The following is a 15,890-nucleotide window of genomic DNA, read 5'->3' as shown; positions in this document are numbered from 1 at the left end:
AGGAAGTCTCGATACCGAGGCCCGCACCGCCGACGACAATCGGCAAAGACAGAGCAAAAATAGTAGCAACGTTGCCGCTCTCGCCAATCGGTCGCATAGCGCGGAAAAAACACTTAAAAATGCGGGCACGCCAGTCCATTTCCCTATTAAAGCAGGATTGCATAAAAGAATGACTAAGAATTTCCGTACATTTCTTGGCTGCGATCCATCCGGGCTTAACGGCCCGTTGCGCCGCTTCAATGCGGGCCTTTGGCGCCACAGGACCCTCGTTAGTCCTTCGGCCGGGTGCATGTCTTCATAGGAACAATTCTGGTTTCCGGGGTCATGCGCAAGAAAAGACCGCCGCGGCCGGTTTCGATTGGCAATGGGTTGCCGTTCCCTGCTATTCCCGCTTCAAATCAAAAAGCAGTGGACGTTCCAGTATGACCAATGTCGCCTTGACCGGGCTTGCCCGCGATCTTGCCAAGCGTGCCGCGGAAGGCCGCCCGGTGCGCATCGGCGTTATCGGTTCTGGCGAGATGGGCACCGACCTGGTGACGCAAGGCATGCTGATGCCGGGCATTTCGGTTTGCGCGATCTCGACGCGCCGCCCGCATACGGCGCGTGACGCCATCCGCATTGCTTATGGCGACCAGGCGATGGCAGCCGAAGCGGACAGCACTTCGAAGGTCAGCCAGGCGATCGAAAGCGGCAAGATCGCCGTCACCTCGAACGAAATGCTGGTCACCAATCCGCTTATCGATGTCGTCATCGATGCCACCGGCAAGCCCGGGGTCGCCGCCGATTTCGACCTGATGGCGATGCAGCACGGCAAGCACCTGGTGATGATGAATGTCGAGGCCGACGTCACCATCGGCTGCTATCTGAAGCAGCAGGCCGACCGGCTCGGCGTCGTCTATTCGGTCGGCGCCGGCGACGAGCCGTCGAGCTGCATGGAGCTGATCGAGTTCGCCTCGGCGCTCGGCTACACCATCGTCTCCGCCGGCAAGGGCAAGAACAACCCTCTCAACCACGACGCCGTTCCCGACGACTACCGCGAGGAGGCGCTGCGCCGCAACATGAATCCGCGCATGCTGGTCGAGTTCGTCGACGGCTCGAAAACCATGGTCGAGATGTGCGCCATTGCCAACGCCACCGGGCTGGTGCCCGACGTTCCCGGCATGCACGGCCCCAAGGCCGATCGCGACGAGCTGGTCAAGGTGCTGATCCCGCGCGAGCAGGGCGGCATTCTGTCGAAGAAGGGCGTCGTCGACTACACCGTCGGCAAGGGCGTGGCGCCCGGCGTCTTCGTAATCGTCGAGGCGACCCATCCGCGCATCATCGAGCGCATGGACGATCTGCATATCGGCCACGGCCCCTATTACAGCTTCTTCAGGCCCTACCATCTGACCTCGCTGGAAGTGCCGCTGACGGCGGCTCGCATCGCGCTTTACGGCAAGCCCGACATGGTGCCGCTGCCGCGGCCGGTGGCCGAGGTCTGCGCCGTGGCCAAGCGCGATCTGGCGGCAGGCGAGGTTTTCGATGCGATCGGCGAGACCTGCTACCGCTCCTGGACCATGACCGTCGAACAGGCCCGCGCCCATCGCGCCGTGCCGGTCGGTCTGCTCGAAGGCGGCAAGGTGCTGAAACCGGTGAGGAAAGGCGAATTGCTCACCGCCGACAATGCCGCGCCCGACCCGACGACCAGGCTGTTCGCCTTGCGCCGGCTGCAGGACGAGATGCTGTATGGGCGTGACGCTGTCGACCGGTGAGCTGTCGCGGTGGCCTTTGGCCGGGCCCACTGGCATTGTCATTACAACTCTCTATATTGTATTGACGATGAAGGCGGAGGCGATCACATGAATCTTCAGATCAGGGACCCGCGCGCACGCGAACTGGCGCGAGAGCTTGCTGCCAAACGCAAGATTTCGATGACCGAAGCGGTCATCGAAGCGCTTGAATCCGAGTTGAAGCGGGAGAGCGGACGCATTCCCCTGGCTGAGCGGCTTGCTGCCATTGCCAACGACTTCAAGGCCAAGGCAGGCCAAGGTGGTCGGGCTGTGACGAAGGATGAGATCGATGAGATGTGGGGCCATTCCTGATGTTCATCGACACCTCCGTGGTTGTCGCGATTCTTTCAGGCGAAGAGGATGCCGGCGAGTTGAGTAACCGCATTGAGGCAGCGCCCGCGAGAATAACTTCGGCGTTGGTGGTGCTTGAAGCGGCGATGCGGCTTTCGACGATGCTTGCCGTGCCGCCGGTTGTCGCCGGAGATGCGATAGAGGCGTTTCTTCGCGAGGCCGAAATCGAAATTGTGCCGACCGACGCCAGCGATGCCAAGCTCGCGATCCAGGCGTTTTCAGACTACGGAAAGGGGCGCGGACATCCCGCCCAGCTCAACTTAGCCGACTGCCTTTCTTATGCCTGCGCAAAAAGTCACGGCTCCGCCCTGCTCTACAAGGGCAACGACTTTTCGCATACCGACCTCGTGTAATCCGCAACCGGCTGTTACTTCCCCAGCTCTATAGACCGCAGCCGCGCCGCTTCCACCGCCTCGGTGAGCAGGCGCGTCAGCCGGTCCTCGCCCATCAGTACTGCAAGGGCCGCAGCCGTGGTGCCGTTGGGGCTGGTCACCTGCTGCCTGAGCACGCCCGGCTCCTCGCCGCTTTCGGCGGCCAGCGATGCGGCGCCGTAGACCGTCTGCATGGCCAAGAGCTTGGCAGTCCCGGTCGGCAGGCCGGCTTTCTCGGCGGCCACGGTCAGCGCTTCGATGAAATGGAAGATATACGCCGGCCCCGACCCGGAGACTGCCGTCACCGCATCCATCAGGGCCTCGTCGTCGATATCGGCCACCTGCCCGCTTGCCGAAAGCAGGTCGGCGACGAAGCGTTTAGTCTCGTCGGAAACCAGCCTGTTGGAAAACACCACCATCATGCCCTTGCCGATCGCCGCCGGCGTGTTGGGCATGCAGCGCACGATCGGCGCGCGGTCGCCGAGAATACCTTCAAACGTGGCCACCGGCGTTCCGGCGGCGATGCTGAGGAAGGTGGTCCGGCCATCGTTGAAGCGGATGTAGCCAGCCGTCACGTCGCGGATCACCTGCGGCTTCACCGCAATGACGACGACGGTCGGCACGGCGTCCGCCGGGATGGCGCCGGCATCCGCGGCAGCAGCGCAGCCCAGTGCTTCGGCACGCTTGCGCAACTCGGCATTGGGCTCGACCACGAACACCACCGCCGGAGCCAGCTTGCCGGCTTTCAGCCAGCCCGAGAGCATGGCGTAGCCCATATTGCCGCAACCGGCGAGAACAAGCCTGATCGTCATCGAAAGCCTCCCATAGAGATGGCTTCCCCATAGACGTTCGCGGCAGGGCGGGGAAGCCCTGTTGGGACCGTGATCAGGCGGAAACCCCGACCTTACGGTTGGGATGCGCATGTAGTTGCGCAGCCGCGCGGCGACCAAATTAACCTTTTATTTCCTATGCCTGTTTAGCATCGCTTAACCGGTGGCGGTCGCTACGTCCCAGCCCGAGGGGAAGGCTCCAGAAACCATGGCTTATAGGAAAAATCGTGAACACTGGAGGAACGAGCAGTCCTTGCTGTCGCTCGTCGAGGCGGTGCGCGGCGAGGACGAAGCATCGCTGGTTTCGCTAGAGGACCGCGCAGGCCCGTCATGGCGCGAGGATGCCGCCACACGCCATCGTCTTGCCCGCTCGCGCCGCGAAGCGCGTGCCAGTCCGATCCTGTTGGCAGCCTCCGGCATAAGCCAGCCCGATCCTGATGAGCCAAAGGCCGGCACCATACTGATGGAAGAGGCTGCAGCTGCCGATGGGTTTTTCGACCCCGCTGGCTCCCTTGGCGGCCCCGATGCCGGTTCCGCGGATCACGCAGCATACCGGGCAGCGCCGCCTCCCGCTCAGCCGGTCGAGATCGCGCGCACCAAACGTCCTGGTCCGATCGGTGCCGTGTTGTCGGCGCTGAGCCGGCTCATGCCTGGCAGAGCGCCGGAGGAGATGGCGTCCGGTAAGATTTCCGCCGCGACAAATTCCACCGCAGCGATGCCGCCTGCGTTCGACCCGCAGCCGCTCTATGCCGGTCGGGCACTTTATCCGCAGCAACCCACGCCGCCGCATTCGGCCCGTACTCAGGCCTGGTCGAGGAAGGCAAATCAGGCCTCGGAAGCCGCCGATCAGCAAAGCCAGATCGAGGAAATCCGCGCCAGCCTGCGCGAATTCCGCGAGGTCGTTCGCGAGCTCACCGAAAACCGCACGCATCGCCGCTATTTCTGAGCGTCGAATAAAACATGCCGGTTTCGAGTTAACGGCATGGGACGGCGCATTGACGGGATTGCCCGGCTCGATTTTCGTGAAAATGCCGCGCTGCATGTCTGCCCGCAGCGCATGGTTCTGGGCAACGGCCTGCATAAAAGATATCTGGAGCGCGCCGCATGGATGTTTTAACGCGGCAGGCTTACGGGATAGGCGTCGAGGGTGGTTCATGGCTGAGTTGATTGACGGAAAAAGCGTCGCCGAAGACGTGGTGCGGCGGGTCAAGGCCCTGACCGCCGAACTGGCGGAAAAGGTCGGACGGCAGCCCGGTCTCGCCGTGGTCATCGTCGGCGAGGATCCGGCGAGCCAGGTCTATGTCGCCTCCAAATCCCGCACCGCCAAGGAATGCGGCTTCCATTCGGTTCAGCACACGCTGCCGGCCGAAACCTCCGAGCCGGACCTGTTGAAGATCATCGGCCAGCTCAACGCCGATCCGGCCATCAACGGCATCCTCGTGCAGCTTCCGCTTCCCGGCCATATCGATTCCGGCAAGATCATCCAGACCATCGCGCCGGAGAAGGATGTCGACGGCTTCCACTTCATCAATGTCGGCAAGCTCGGCACCGGCGAACTCGAGACCGCCTTCGTGCCTTGCACGCCGGCCGGCTCGATGCTGCTGATCGAACGCGTGCGCGGCAAGGACCTGTCCGGTCTCAATGCGGTCGTCGTCGGGCGTTCGAACATCGTCGGCAAACCGATGGCCAATCTTCTGCTTGCCGCCAATTGCACCGTCACCATCGCACACAGCCGGACCAGGGACCTGCCGGCGCTTGCCCGCACCGCCGATATTCTGGTCGCCGCCGTCGGCCGGTCTGAAATGGTCCGCGGCGACTGGGTCAAGCCTGGCGCCACCGTCATCGATGTCGGCATCAACCGCGTCGCCGCACCTGAAAAGGGCGAAGGCAAGACGCGCCTCGTCGGCGACGTCGCCTTTGCCGAAGCAGCGAAGGCGGCCGGCGCCATCACGCCGGTGCCTGGCGGCGTCGGACCGATGACCATTGCCATGCTGATGGCCAACACGCTAGCTTCCGCCTATCTCGCAGCCGGATTGAAACGGCCTTCCTTCTGACCAGAAAGCAGCGTCCTTGCCGAACCTCACTGTTCCCTTAGAACGGCCGGTCACCAATGATCCCGTTCAGGGCGGGCGGCAGTTCGGGTTTCTGTTGGTCGACAAGTTCTCCATGTTCTCGCTGGCCGCGGCAATCGACACGTTCCGGTCGGCCAACCGGCTGCTCGGCCGCGATTTCTATGGCTGGACTACGGTGTCGGCCGACGGCGACGCCGTCATGGCGTCCAACGGCCTGCCGCTCAAGATCGACTACGCGGTTGCCGATCTGCCGCCGGTCGATATCCTGTTCGTCTCGGTCGGGCTGACGACGGAATTTCCCGGCAAGAGCAAGGTGCTGGCAGCGCTGCGCAGTTGGGGCCGGCGCGGCAATGCGCTCGGCGCGCTTTCGGTCGGCTCCTATTTGCTTGCCGAAGCAGGCCAGCTCGATGGCTATCGCTGCACCATCCATTGGGAAAACCGCGCCGGCTTCCTCGAACGCTTTCCGGACATCAACTGCACCGGCAACGTCTTCGAGATCGACCGCAAGCGCTACACCTGCGCCGGCGGCACCACATCGATCGACCTGATGCTGGAGATCGTGCGCGGTGATTTCGGCTCGAGCCTCGCCAATGGCGTCGCCAACCAGTTCCAGCATGAGCGCATCCGCTCGGCCGGGGACCGCCAGCGCGTCGGCCCGGAACGCGACCTGACCGGCAAGTCGGAGAAGCTGCGCCGCATCGTCGAGCTGATGGCCGACCATCTCGACGAGCCGCTGTCGGCGGTGCAGCTCGCCAAGTCGGCGGGCCTGTCGGTGCGCCAGGTCGAGCGCCTGTTCCTGCGCCATCTCAGTGTGACGCCCGGGCGCTATTATATGCGGCTCAGGCTCGAGCGGGCGCGCGAATTGCTGCGCCAGACCAACATGCCGATCCTCGACGTGGCAATCGCCACCGGCTTCACCTCGCATTCCTATTTTGCCCAGAGCTACCGGCTGCAATTCGGCCGGCCGCCTTCCGAGGAACGCCGCACGGCCTATTGAGGGTTTGGCAGAGAGGCGACGCAGCTTCGTACTCCGTCCGGGCTTGTGTCGCGACCCGGCGTCAAATAGCTTTCCGGCGCCGAGCGGCGGCGACTGACGGGGGAGATTTTTGATGGCGGGATTTGTGCAGAGCGTCGCTGCGGCGGCCCTGTTGCTGTGGACGACGGGGTTCGGCTTCGCCGCCGATCGCGTCATCGTCATTCTCGATGCCTCCGGCTCGATGTGGGCGCAGATCGACGGCAAGCCCAAGCTCGAAATCGCCCGTCAATCGCTGCGGAACGTGCTGCAATCGGTCCCGGCCGAGGAGGAAATAGGCTTCATGGCCTATGGCCATCGCGAGAAGGCCAGTTGCGGCGACATCGAACTCATCGTGCCACCGCAGGCAGGCTCGGCAAGTGCGATCTCAGCCGCTGCCGACAGCTTGAAATTTCAGGGCAAGACGCCGCTGACCGCTGCGGTCAAGCAAGCGGCGGAAGCATTGAAATACACCGAGGACAAGGCGACGGTCGTTCTCATCACCGATGGCATCGAGACATGTAGCGGCGATCCTTGTGCGCTCGGCAAGGAACTAGAGGCTGCTGGCGTCGACTTCACCGTCAATGTCGTCGGCTTCGGCCTGACGGCGGCCGAGGGCAAGCAGGTCGGTTGCCTCGCCGACAATACCGGCGGCAAATATATCGAAGCGTCGGATGAAAAGGCATTGCAGGACGCCCTCGTCGAGACCGTTGCGCCTCCGCCACCCGCCCCTGAACCGACTCCCGCCCCGCAGCCTGCTCCCCAGCCGGCGCCCGCCCAGCCGGCGGAGTCCAATTTCGTGCCCACCGTCGTGCTTGCCGAGGGTGGCGATCCCGTCACCGACGGCAATGGCTGGGAGATCTACAAGGCGAATTCCGACGGCACGCGCGGCGATCTCGTCACCACCGAATATGGCACCTACAAGGGCAATCTGGAGCCGGGCGACTATATCGTCGTCGCGCGTGCCGGCGAGGCCAGGGCCGAACAGAAGATCAAGATAGAGCCTGGCCAGGTCGCCAAACCGCACTTCAACCTGAATGCCGGCACGCTGGTCATCCACCCGCGGCCAAGCGAAGGAGCGGACGTTGATGACGGCGCGGCTGTCGTAATCGGCTATCCCGGCGTCGACACCCCGCCGACCTACTACGGTGACACGAAAGTCGTGCTGCCGGCCGGTGACCAGAAGGTGACGGTCACGATCGGCCAGGGCATGGTTATCGAGACGATCCCGCTTGCCGCCGGCAGGGTCATCGACAAGGACATCATCGTCGGCGTCGGGCGTATCGTCGCCAATGCACATTATGCTGCCGGCGGCGACAAGGCCGAGGGTTCGGGCATCGGCTTCAAAGTGCTCCAGGCGAAAAAGAACGTCGACGGAACCAGGCAGGAGGTGACTTATGCCTACGGTCCGGACAGCAAGTTCGATCTGCCGCCCGGCGATTATGTAATGGTCGCGACGGTCGACCTTGCGGTGGCCGAGCAGCCGTTCAGCGTCAAGGTTGGCGACCATCAGGATCTGAAGATCGCGATGAACGCCGGCATGCTGACGATAACCGCGCCAGGGGCCTCGAAGATCGAGATATTCGAGGCCAGGAAGGCCATCGACGGAACCCGCAAGTCGGTCGGCTACGCCTACGACCAGAAGTACCAAGCCACTCTGTCGGCCGGCGACTACGCGGTGGTTTCGGAGAAATCGGACAACAGCTCGAGGGAAGGCACGGTAACGGTCAGGGCCGGCGCGCGAGCCGAGCTGACGGTTCAGTAGATCTAATGCATGTCGCGCAAAAGTGTGCAGCGGTTTTGCGATAACGACATGCATAAAAACAAGATCCTAAAAGCGCGTCGCGTGAGGCCGATCGAACGCCACGCGCTTTAGGAGAGCGGCCACCAGCCGCTCTTCCATGTCGAAAAGTCACGCCGTACCGAAGGCGCTGGCGCCATGGTCGGCGCGTCCCACCAGCTGCCGGAACCCGGCGAAAAGCTCGCGGCCGAAGCCGAATTCATTGCCTATGAGATCGCTGTCCGCGGGGCGGCGCAGTGCGAAATCGCCGGCTGGCACCAGTACCTCCAGCGTCCCGGCCTCGGCGTCGAGCCTGATGATATCGCCGTCATGGATCCTGGCGATAGGCCCGTCCTCCGCCGCTTCCGGCGTCACGTGGATCGCCGCTGGCACCTTGCCTGAAGCGCCCGACATGCGGCCGTCGGTGACCAACGCCACATGCTGGCCGCGGTCCTGCAAGATGCCGAGCACGGTGGTCAGCCTGTGCAATTCCGGCATGCCGTTGGCCTTCGGTCCCTGGAACCGAATGACGGCGATGAAGTCGCCGGTCAGCGACCCCGCCTTGAACGCCTCGTTCAGGCCTTGCTGGCTGTCGAACACCTTGGCCGGCGCCTCGATGACGCGCCGCTCCGGCTTGACCGCCGATGTCTTGATGACGGCGTGGCCGAGATTGCCCGAAAGCACTTTCAGACCGCCGCTCGGCTGGAACGCCTTCTTGAACGGCGCCAGCACCTTCTCGTCCCCGCTCTCGCGCGGCGAAGCCTCGCGCACGACGCCGCCGTCGGCGCCGAGCCTCGCCTCGACCGCGTAGGGGCGCAGCCCTTCGCCCCACACCGTCTGCACATCCTCGTGCAGGATGCCTGCGTCGAGCAGTTCGCGGATCAGGAAGCCGAGCCCGCCGGCGGCGTGGAAGTGGTTCACATCGGCAAGGCCGTTCGGATAGACTCGCGCCAGCAGCGGCACGGCTTCCGAGATGTCGGAAATATCCTGCCAGGTAATGGCGATGCCGGCCGCCGCTGCCATGGCGATCAGGTGGATGGTGTGGTTGGTCGAACCGCCGGTGGCGTGCAGGCCGACGATGCCGTTGACGATCGAGCGCTCGTCGATCATCCGCCCGACCGGCGTGTAGGCGTTGCCGAGCGCGGTGATCGCCAGCGCCCGCTTCGTCGCTTCCCTGGTCAGCGCGTCGCGTAACGGCGTGCCGGGATTGACGAAGGAAGCGCCAGGCGTGTGCAGGCCCATGATCTCCATCAGCATCTGGTTGGAATTGGCGGTACCGTAGAAAGTGCAGGTTCCCGGCCCGTGATAGGATTTTGATTCGGCTTCGAGCAGTTCGGCCCGTCCCGCCTTGCCCTCGGCATAGAGCTGGCGGATCTTGGCTTTTTCGTCGTTCGGAATGCCGGTCGTCATCGGCCCGGCCGGGATGAAGAGCGCCGGCAGATGGCCGAAGGTCAGCGCCGCGATCACCAACCCCGGCACGATCTTGTCGCAGACGCCGAGATAGACGGCGGCATCGAACATGTTGTGCGACAGGCCGATTGCCGCGGCCATGGCGATCACGTCGCGCGAGAACAGCGACAGCTCCATTCCGGGCTGGCCCTGGGTGACGCCGTCGCACATCGCCGGCACGCCGCCGGCCACCTGGGCGATGCCGCCGGCCTCGCGCGCCGCGTCCTTGATCAGCCTCGGAAACGTCTCGAAAGGCTGATGTGCCGACAGCATGTCGTTATAGGAGGTGATGATACCGAGGTTCGGCACCCGGTCGCCGCCAAGCGCCACCTTTTCAGAAGGGCTGCAGACGGCAAAGCCGTGGGCCAGGTTGCCGCAGGACAGCACGGCCCGGTTGGCGGTGCGGTTCGAGGCTTCGGCGATGCGGCCGAGATAGGCCTCGCGACCGGGCTTGGAGCGCTCACGGATGCGCTGGGTGATGGCTTCGATATCGCGTCTTGCGGTCATGGCGGTCGGTCCTTTCAGGCGAGGTCCCGCAAACACCTTCCGGCTGTTGCCGGGACCTGCAGCCAAGTTGAGATCAGGGTGCCCAGAAAACCTCTACGGGCTTTTGAGTGGCATCGAGCACGGCGCGAATGGGCTTTCGTGTTCCAGTTCCAAGCGCGGCCTCGAATGCGCTGCGTTTTTCCGCGCCCTCGATATGCAGCGCGATGAAGGCGGCATTGATGATCCGCCCCAGTGACAGCGTCAGCCGTGGCTCGCCGGCGCTTGCCGCGTGAACCGGAAGCACGATCCTTTGCGACGACGGATCGAGCAATCTTGCCAGGTTGTCGGCATCCGGAAAGAACGAGGCGGTGTGGCCATCAGTTCCCATGCCGAGCACAACGACGTCGAGTGGCCAGGGCAGCACTTGCAGCGCCTCACTGTCGGAGACCGCTGCACCCTCGATACTTGCCGCGGCGTGGTAGAGCGGCACGAAATTCGCGGCGGCGGCCGCGTTCTGCAGCAGGTTGGCGGCAACCAGGCCGGCATTGGAGCGCGGCGATGAGGGCGGCACGAAGCGCTCGTCGACCAATGTTATCGTCACCTTTTCCCAGGCGATCGGAACGGTCGAAAGCGCCGCGAAGAATTTCGCCGGCGTCGTGCCGCCCGAGACCGCAAGCAGCGCCGTGCCGCGCTCGGCGATCGCCTTTGACAGACGGCCGGCGACGTGGCCGGCAAGCGCTGTCGCCAACTCCTGGCGTCCGGCAAATTCGTGCCAGTTGTAGGCGCCGCCTAGTTGCTCTCGTGCCATGTCCGCCCGTCGCGTTCGATCAGCGCAATCGAGGCCGAGGGGCCCCATGTGCCGGCGGTGTAGCCTTGCGCCTCTTGCCTGCCGCTCTCCCAGGCGTCCTGGATCGGGTCGATCCATTTCCACGCCGCCTCGACCTCGTCGCGGCGCATGAACAGCGTCTGGTTGCCACGGATGACGTCCATGATCAGCCGCTCATAGGCATCGGGGGCGCGGCCGTCGAAGGATTGCGCAAAACTCATGTCGAGCGGAATCTGGCGCAGTCGCATGCCGCCCGGCCCCGGGTCCTTGATCATGATGAACTGCTTGACGCCCTCGTCGGGCTGCAGCCTGATGACCAGCTGGTTGGCGGAAATCGGCCCGGCGCTCTCGCCGAAGATCGAATGCGGGATCGGCTTGAATTCGATGACGATCTCCGAAACGCGGGTCGCCAGCCGCTTGCCGGTTCGGAGGTAGAACGGCACGCCCGCCCAGCGCCAGTTGCCGATCTCGGCCTTGAGCGCAACGAAAGTCTCGGTGTTGCTGTTCTTGCCGAGTTCCTCGACATAGCCTTTCACCGGCCCGCCGGCCGAGGCGCCGGCACGATATTGCCCGCGCACCGTGTGCTTCGGCGCTTCGTTGCCGTTGATGCGCTTCAGCGCCCGCAGCACCTTCAGCTTTTCGTCACGGACGGCATCGGCGTCCATCGACGACGGCGCCTCCATCGCGACCAGGCAGAGCAGCTGCAGCATGTGGTTCTGCACCATGTCGCGCAATGCGCCGGCCTTGTCGTAATAGGTGACGCGGTCTTCCAGGCCGACCGTCTCGGCCACGGTAATCTGCACATGATCGACATTGGCGGAATTCCAAAGCGGCTCGTAGAGCGCGTTGGCAAAGCGCAGCGCCATCAAATTCTGGACCGTCTCCTTGCCGAGATAGTGGTCGATGCGGAAAATCTGGCTTTCATGGAAGTCGTCGCCGACCAGGTCGTTGAGCGCGCGCGCCGAAGCGAGATCGCGGCCGATCGGCTTTTCCAGCACGATGCGCGAATTCGGCGTGATCAGCCCGTGCTCCTTCAGCTTGTGCGAGATGTCGCCGAACAGCGCCGGCGCCACAGCCAGATAGAAAGCGCGGATGTGTTCGCTGTCGCCGATCGCCTTCTTCAGCCTGTCGAAGCCGGCACCTGTGGTTGCATCTGCCGGGACATAGGAGAGCCGTGCGAGGAACGTCTTCAGTTCCGTGGCGTCGATATCCTCCGGTTTCACATGATCGGCAATCGCCTGCCTGGCGAACGACTGGAATTCCTCGTCGGTCATCTTCGAACGTGATGTGCCGATGATGCGCGTCGGCTCGGAAAACTGGTGGTCGCGCTGCCGGTGGTACAGCGACGGCAGAAGCTTACGTTCCGACAGGTCGCCGGTGCCGCCGAAAATGATGAAGTCGAAAGGGTCGACGGGAATGATCTGGCTGGTCATGGTCTGTCCGCTGTGACGCCGGTCGCGATAACGCGGCTGATATAATCTAATCGATTTAAACTTGCCAGTGCCATTGCGTCACATCCGCGTGTGCTCTTGACACCGGCGCTGGCCGGAGGCTTGTCGGCAAGCGATGCTTCCGGCAGCGTTCGCAGGTGCAGCATAGAGCGGGATCAAGGCGAAAGCCAAAGCAGAAATCGGCAATGGACACACATCTTTCGATGGCCATGGCCAAACGCGTTTGCGATCGTCTTCAACGATGAGTGAGAAAAGCATGCGCCTCAAAAACAAGGTCGCCATCATCACCGGCGCTGCCTCGGGTTTTGGCGAGGGCATGGCCAGGCGCTTTGCCGAGGAAGGCGCGCGCGTAGTCGTCGCCGATCTGAACGCCAAGGGCGCAGAGCGCGTTGCCGGCGAGATCGGCGAAAAGGCGATCTGGACCCAGACCGACGTCTCGCTGCGGTCCGAATTGGACGACATGGTCCATGCTGCAATGAGCGCCTTCGGCCGCATCGACATCATGGTCAACAACGCCGGTTATACCCATCGCAACGGTGACATGCTGGAAGTCGACGAGGCGACCTTCGACCTGATCACGTCAGTCAACATGAAGGCGATCTACCACGCAGCGCTTGCCGTGGTACCGGTGATGGAGCGGCAAGGCGGTGGCGTCATCCTGACGACGGCCTCCACGGCCGGTATCAGACCGCGGCCCGGCCTCACTTGGTACAATGCATCGAAGGGCTGGGCGATCACCGCGACCAAATCGATGGCGGTGGAACTCGCGCCGAAGAACATCCGCGTCAACTGCCTCTGCCCAGTTGCCGGCGAGACCGGCATGCTCGCGAAATTCATGGGCGCCGACACACCCGAGATCCGCGAGAAGTTCCGCGCGTCGATCCCGCTCGGCCGGCTTTCGACGCCGCTCGACATAGCCAATGCCGCGCTTTGGCTCGCTTCGGACGAGGCGGCTTTCATCACCGGCGTGGCGCTGGAAGTCGACGGCGGGCGTTGTATTTGAACGGTCCGGTTATCCGGCGGAGGACCGGCTGATGGCGAGCGACCCGCAATCGCTCTGCCGGCCCTACGCCCCGGTTTTGACGTAGCTCTTATAGATCCAGCCGCGCTTGCCGTTGTAGACGATCTGGCACCATTGCTTGCAGCTCATCACTTGCACCGATGTCTTGGCCGGCACGGTGAGAATGGCGGCCGCATTCTTTTTTGGGCCGGTGCGCATGGTGACGGATCTCAGGATGCGTCCGGTACCGGCAGTATTGGCTTTTCCGGATTTTGCCTTGGTGCTGTTGTCGTCTTCGCTCGCGGTCTGCGTCGGCAGTTGCGGCTTGGGCGTGGGGATGGCGGCGGTCTGCGCGCCATCGGGCCCGCTGTTTTTCGTTGAGCTGCCGGGAGCCGCGACCTTGGCAAACAATGCCGCAGCGTCGGGTTTTGCTGCCGGGTCGGCGAATGCCACCGAAGCAGACGATTTTTCGGTCGCCTGCTCGGTCTGGCTTGCCAGCTGGTCGGATGCTGCCGTGGCGGCGGCCGATGCCGTCTTTGGCCCCGTCCAGCGCGGATCATTGGGAGCCAGCGCTGGTATCTCGGCTTCCGCTGCGGCCACCGCTGGGGAAACCGCATCTGCCTTGCCCGTCGTCCGCGGCGCCGCAGCAACCTTGGCAGGCATGATCTTCGTCGTCTTGACCGGGATGGTCGGAACGATCTGCTCAGGACTTGCGGCCGCTTGTCGCTCATTTGCCGGCAATGCCAGCCACAGTGCCACCGCGGCAACGCCGAGCAGTGCGGCCGTGCCAAGCGCGGCTATCACCAGATGCGCGTTCGACCGGACCCCGTGCCAGAACGTCGGCCGCATATCGTAACCGAATTGCATCGCAAGGCGCCGTCGTTCCGGCGCGCCGAAACTGAAGGGCTCTCTCACACTTGCCACCTCCATTTGCGGGCCGATGTTCTTACGACCCATGCCGGAGAGCCGGCATTTCGATCGGCATCGGTCCCAACCAAAAGCGGGCAGGCCCGCAAAAATTCCCCGTTCAGCTGCCCACGAGCATCATCTTTCGCCCGCGATTGTGGCATCACTGCGCCCTTGGCGGGAATTCTGCGTCCTCGTTAAGGATTCTGCAACGTCTGGTCAAATCCTGTCCCGCAACGCGTACCAGTTGAGCGCAAGAAAGAGCAGTGGCGCGCGCAAACGCCGGCCGCCGGGGAAGGGTGGAATTTTCAGGTCCTCGATCAGCTTCAGCCGGTCGCGGTTGCCGGCGACCGTCTCGGCATAAACCTTGCCGAAAAAGTTCGACAGCATGACGCCGTGGCCGGAATAACCGCCGATCGAGGTCACATTGGGCATCACTTCGCGCACGAACGGCTTTCTCGGCACGGTGATGCCGACATAGCCGCCCCAGCCATGCGTGATCTCAACGTCCTTCAGTGCCGGATAGATTTCGGCGATCTGCCGGCGGATGTGGATGTGGATGTCCTTGGGATCATTGACCGCATAGATCTCGCGCCCGCCAAACAGCAGCCGCCCATCCTTCGATTTGCGGAAATAGCGCACGACGAAGCGCGAATCGTCGACCGCCTCGCCACCCGGCAGTACTTTGGAATCGGCTCCCAGCGGTACCGTCGCGCCGATGAAGGAGCCGATCGGCATAATATGCGCGGCACTCACCGGTTCGAGCGTGCCCCCATAGGCGTTGACCCCGATCAGGCATTTAGCGGCGGTGATCGTGCCCTTCGGCGTCACAACCCTCACCTTGCCGCCGCCGGAGGTGATGCCGGTCGACGGCGTCTGCTCGAAAAGCTTTGCGCCGGCCTCTGCCGCGACTTTCGCGGTGCCGATCACCAGCTTCAGCGGATGGACATGGCCGGTGCCGGTGTCGCGGGTGCCGCCGAAATAATGCGTCGAGCCGAGCCGCTCGGCAGTCTCCGCGGCATCCATGAATGAGATGTGCGGATAACCGAACCGGTTTGCCATGATCTCGGCATGCGCCTTGTAGTCGTCGACATAGCGCTTCTTGTGCGCCACCGACATCTGGCCGGGCATATAGTCGATCTCGATCTGGTGCATCGCGGCAAAGTCGAGCAGGTGCGCCTTGGCCTCTTCGGCAAGGTCGAACAGCGCCTTGGCGCGGGAAAAGCCGTATTCCGCTTCCAATTCCTCTGCCCAGGCCCGTTGTCCGGTGCCGAGCTGGCCACCATTGCGGCCCGATGCGCCGTCACCGAAACGATGCGTTTCGATAAGCACGACATCCGCGCCTGTCTTGGCGAGATGAGCCGCCGCCGACAGACCGGTAAAGCCGCCGCCGACAATCACCACATCGCATGTCCGGTCGCCGTCGAGCGCCGGATATTCTGGCCTTGGCCCGGCCGTGTCTTCGTACCAGGAGCGGCCGGGGGAGATTGGGGATTGGTAGGTCATGATGCTCGGCTAGGGGAGTAGGGGAGTAGGGGTGTAGTGGAGTAGGGGAGTAGTGGATTACGCGATGACGCGAGTAGGGGG

16 protein-coding genes are annotated in these 15,890 nt (G+C 63.5%); 9 read left to right on the top strand and 7 right to left on the bottom strand.

The window, feature by feature from the left end; genetic code table 11:
• Positions 1 to 259 (bottom strand): hypothetical protein (locus NKI24_RS34765; RefSeq protein WP_352750684.1); only part of this gene is annotated, 259 nt, incomplete at its 3' end.
• A 163-nt stretch (positions 260 to 422) separates the two neighbouring features.
• Here NKI24_RS34765 and NKI24_RS34760 point away from each other — a divergent pair.
• The 3 genes from NKI24_RS34760 to NKI24_RS34750 all read left to right on the top strand — a co-directional run bounded on the left by NKI24_RS34760 (position 423) and on the right by NKI24_RS34750 (position 2,473).
• Positions 423 to 1,751: an NAD(P)H-dependent oxidoreductase gene (locus tag NKI24_RS34760; protein WP_352750682.1), complete on the top strand. Its 1,329-nt coding sequence runs from the start codon at positions 423 to 425 to the stop codon at positions 1,749 to 1,751.
• A gap of 87 nt (positions 1,752 to 1,838) precedes the next feature.
• Positions 1,839 to 2,081 (top strand): type II toxin-antitoxin system VapB family antitoxin, encoded by a 243-nt coding sequence (locus NKI24_RS34755; RefSeq protein ID WP_023677427.1) that lies wholly within the window; start codon positions 1,839 to 1,841, stop codon positions 2,079 to 2,081.
• Positions 2,081 to 2,473, top strand: coding sequence for a type II toxin-antitoxin system VapC family toxin (locus NKI24_RS34750; RefSeq protein ID WP_352750681.1), 393 nt, complete (start codon positions 2,081 to 2,083; stop codon positions 2,471 to 2,473). The genes NKI24_RS34755 and NKI24_RS34750 overlap by 1 nt, the downstream gene beginning before the upstream one ends.
• Positions 2,474 to 2,487: 14 nt before the next feature.
• Here the strand turns inward: NKI24_RS34750 and proC are convergent, their stop codons facing one another.
• Positions 2,488 to 3,303 (bottom strand): pyrroline-5-carboxylate reductase, encoded by an 816-nt coding sequence (gene proC, locus NKI24_RS34745; RefSeq protein WP_352450914.1) that lies wholly within the window; start codon positions 3,301 to 3,303, stop codon positions 2,488 to 2,490.
• A gap of 226 nt (positions 3,304 to 3,529) precedes the next feature.
• On the opposite strand from proC, the gene NKI24_RS34740 reads away from it, so the two are divergent.
• From NKI24_RS34740 to NKI24_RS34720, 5 genes are all read left to right on the top strand, one after another.
• On the top strand, positions 3,530 to 4,267 hold the full coding sequence (locus NKI24_RS34740; protein ID WP_352450915.1) for a hypothetical protein: 738 nt from the start codon (positions 3,530 to 3,532) through the stop codon (positions 4,265 to 4,267).
• 36 nt (positions 4,268 to 4,303) lie between these two features.
• Positions 4,304 to 4,438, top strand: coding sequence for a hypothetical protein (locus NKI24_RS34735; RefSeq protein ID WP_352450916.1), 135 nt, complete (start codon positions 4,304 to 4,306; stop codon positions 4,436 to 4,438).
• 37 nt (positions 4,439 to 4,475) lie between these two features.
• On the top strand, positions 4,476 to 5,375 hold the full coding sequence (gene folD, locus NKI24_RS34730) for a bifunctional methylenetetrahydrofolate dehydrogenase/methenyltetrahydrofolate cyclohydrolase FolD (protein ID WP_352450917.1): 900 nt from the start codon (positions 4,476 to 4,478) through the stop codon (positions 5,373 to 5,375).
• A 16-nt stretch (positions 5,376 to 5,391) separates the two neighbouring features.
• The gene (locus NKI24_RS34725) at positions 5,392 to 6,390 is read left to right on the top strand and encodes a GlxA family transcriptional regulator (protein WP_023677433.1); all 999 of its coding nucleotides are present in this window, start codon (positions 5,392 to 5,394) and stop codon (positions 6,388 to 6,390) included.
• Positions 6,391 to 6,502: 112 nt separating this feature from the next.
• A complete protein-coding gene (locus tag NKI24_RS34720) occupies positions 6,503 to 8,170 on the top strand; it encodes a vWA domain-containing protein (RefSeq protein WP_352450918.1) in 1,668 nt (555 codons plus the stop codon).
• A 147-nt stretch (positions 8,171 to 8,317) separates the two neighbouring features.
• Here NKI24_RS34720 and edd read toward each other — a convergent pair whose 3' ends face one another.
• The 3 genes from edd to zwf all read right to left on the bottom strand — a co-directional run bounded on the left by edd (position 8,318) and on the right by zwf (position 12,379).
• Complete coding sequence (edd, locus tag NKI24_RS34715; protein ID WP_352450919.1) at positions 8,318 to 10,141, bottom strand: phosphogluconate dehydratase; 1,824 nt, start codon at positions 10,139 to 10,141, stop codon at positions 8,318 to 8,320.
• A gap of 73 nt (positions 10,142 to 10,214) precedes the next feature.
• Positions 10,215 to 10,928 carry a 6-phosphogluconolactonase gene (gene pgl / locus NKI24_RS34710; protein WP_352450920.1) on the bottom strand — a complete coding sequence of 238 codons (714 nt, stop codon included), beginning with the start codon at positions 10,926 to 10,928 and terminating at the stop codon, positions 10,215 to 10,217.
• Positions 10,910 to 12,379 (bottom strand): glucose-6-phosphate dehydrogenase, encoded by a 1,470-nt coding sequence (gene zwf, locus NKI24_RS34705; protein WP_254819279.1) that lies wholly within the window; start codon positions 12,377 to 12,379, stop codon positions 10,910 to 10,912. Before zwf ends, pgl begins: the two co-directional genes overlap by 19 nt.
• A gap of 274 nt (positions 12,380 to 12,653) precedes the next feature.
• Between zwf and NKI24_RS34700 the strand changes: the two genes are divergently transcribed.
• Positions 12,654 to 13,400: an SDR family oxidoreductase gene (locus NKI24_RS34700; protein WP_352457073.1), complete on the top strand. Its 747-nt coding sequence runs from the start codon at positions 12,654 to 12,656 to the stop codon at positions 13,398 to 13,400.
• Positions 13,401 to 13,463: 63 nt separating this feature from the next.
• Here NKI24_RS34700 and NKI24_RS34695 read toward each other — a convergent pair whose 3' ends face one another.
• Both NKI24_RS34695 and NKI24_RS34690 read right to left on the bottom strand, forming a co-directional pair.
• Positions 13,464 to 14,264, bottom strand: coding sequence for an SH3 domain-containing protein (locus NKI24_RS34695; protein WP_352450923.1), 801 nt, complete (start codon positions 14,262 to 14,264; stop codon positions 13,464 to 13,466).
• 258 nt (positions 14,265 to 14,522) lie between these two features.
• Positions 14,523 to 15,809 carry an NAD(P)/FAD-dependent oxidoreductase gene (locus tag NKI24_RS34690; protein WP_352450924.1) on the bottom strand — a complete coding sequence of 429 codons (1,287 nt, stop codon included), beginning with the start codon at positions 15,807 to 15,809 and terminating at the stop codon, positions 14,523 to 14,525.
• Positions 15,810 to 15,890: the final 81 nt, after the last annotated feature.

This window comes from Mesorhizobium sp. M0701 (assembly GCF_040320365.1).
GTDB lineage: Bacteria > Pseudomonadota > Alphaproteobacteria > Rhizobiales > Rhizobiaceae > Mesorhizobium.
The sequence above is the reverse complement of the archived record's forward strand: the minus strand, read 5'-3'. Positions and strand labels throughout refer to the sequence as shown.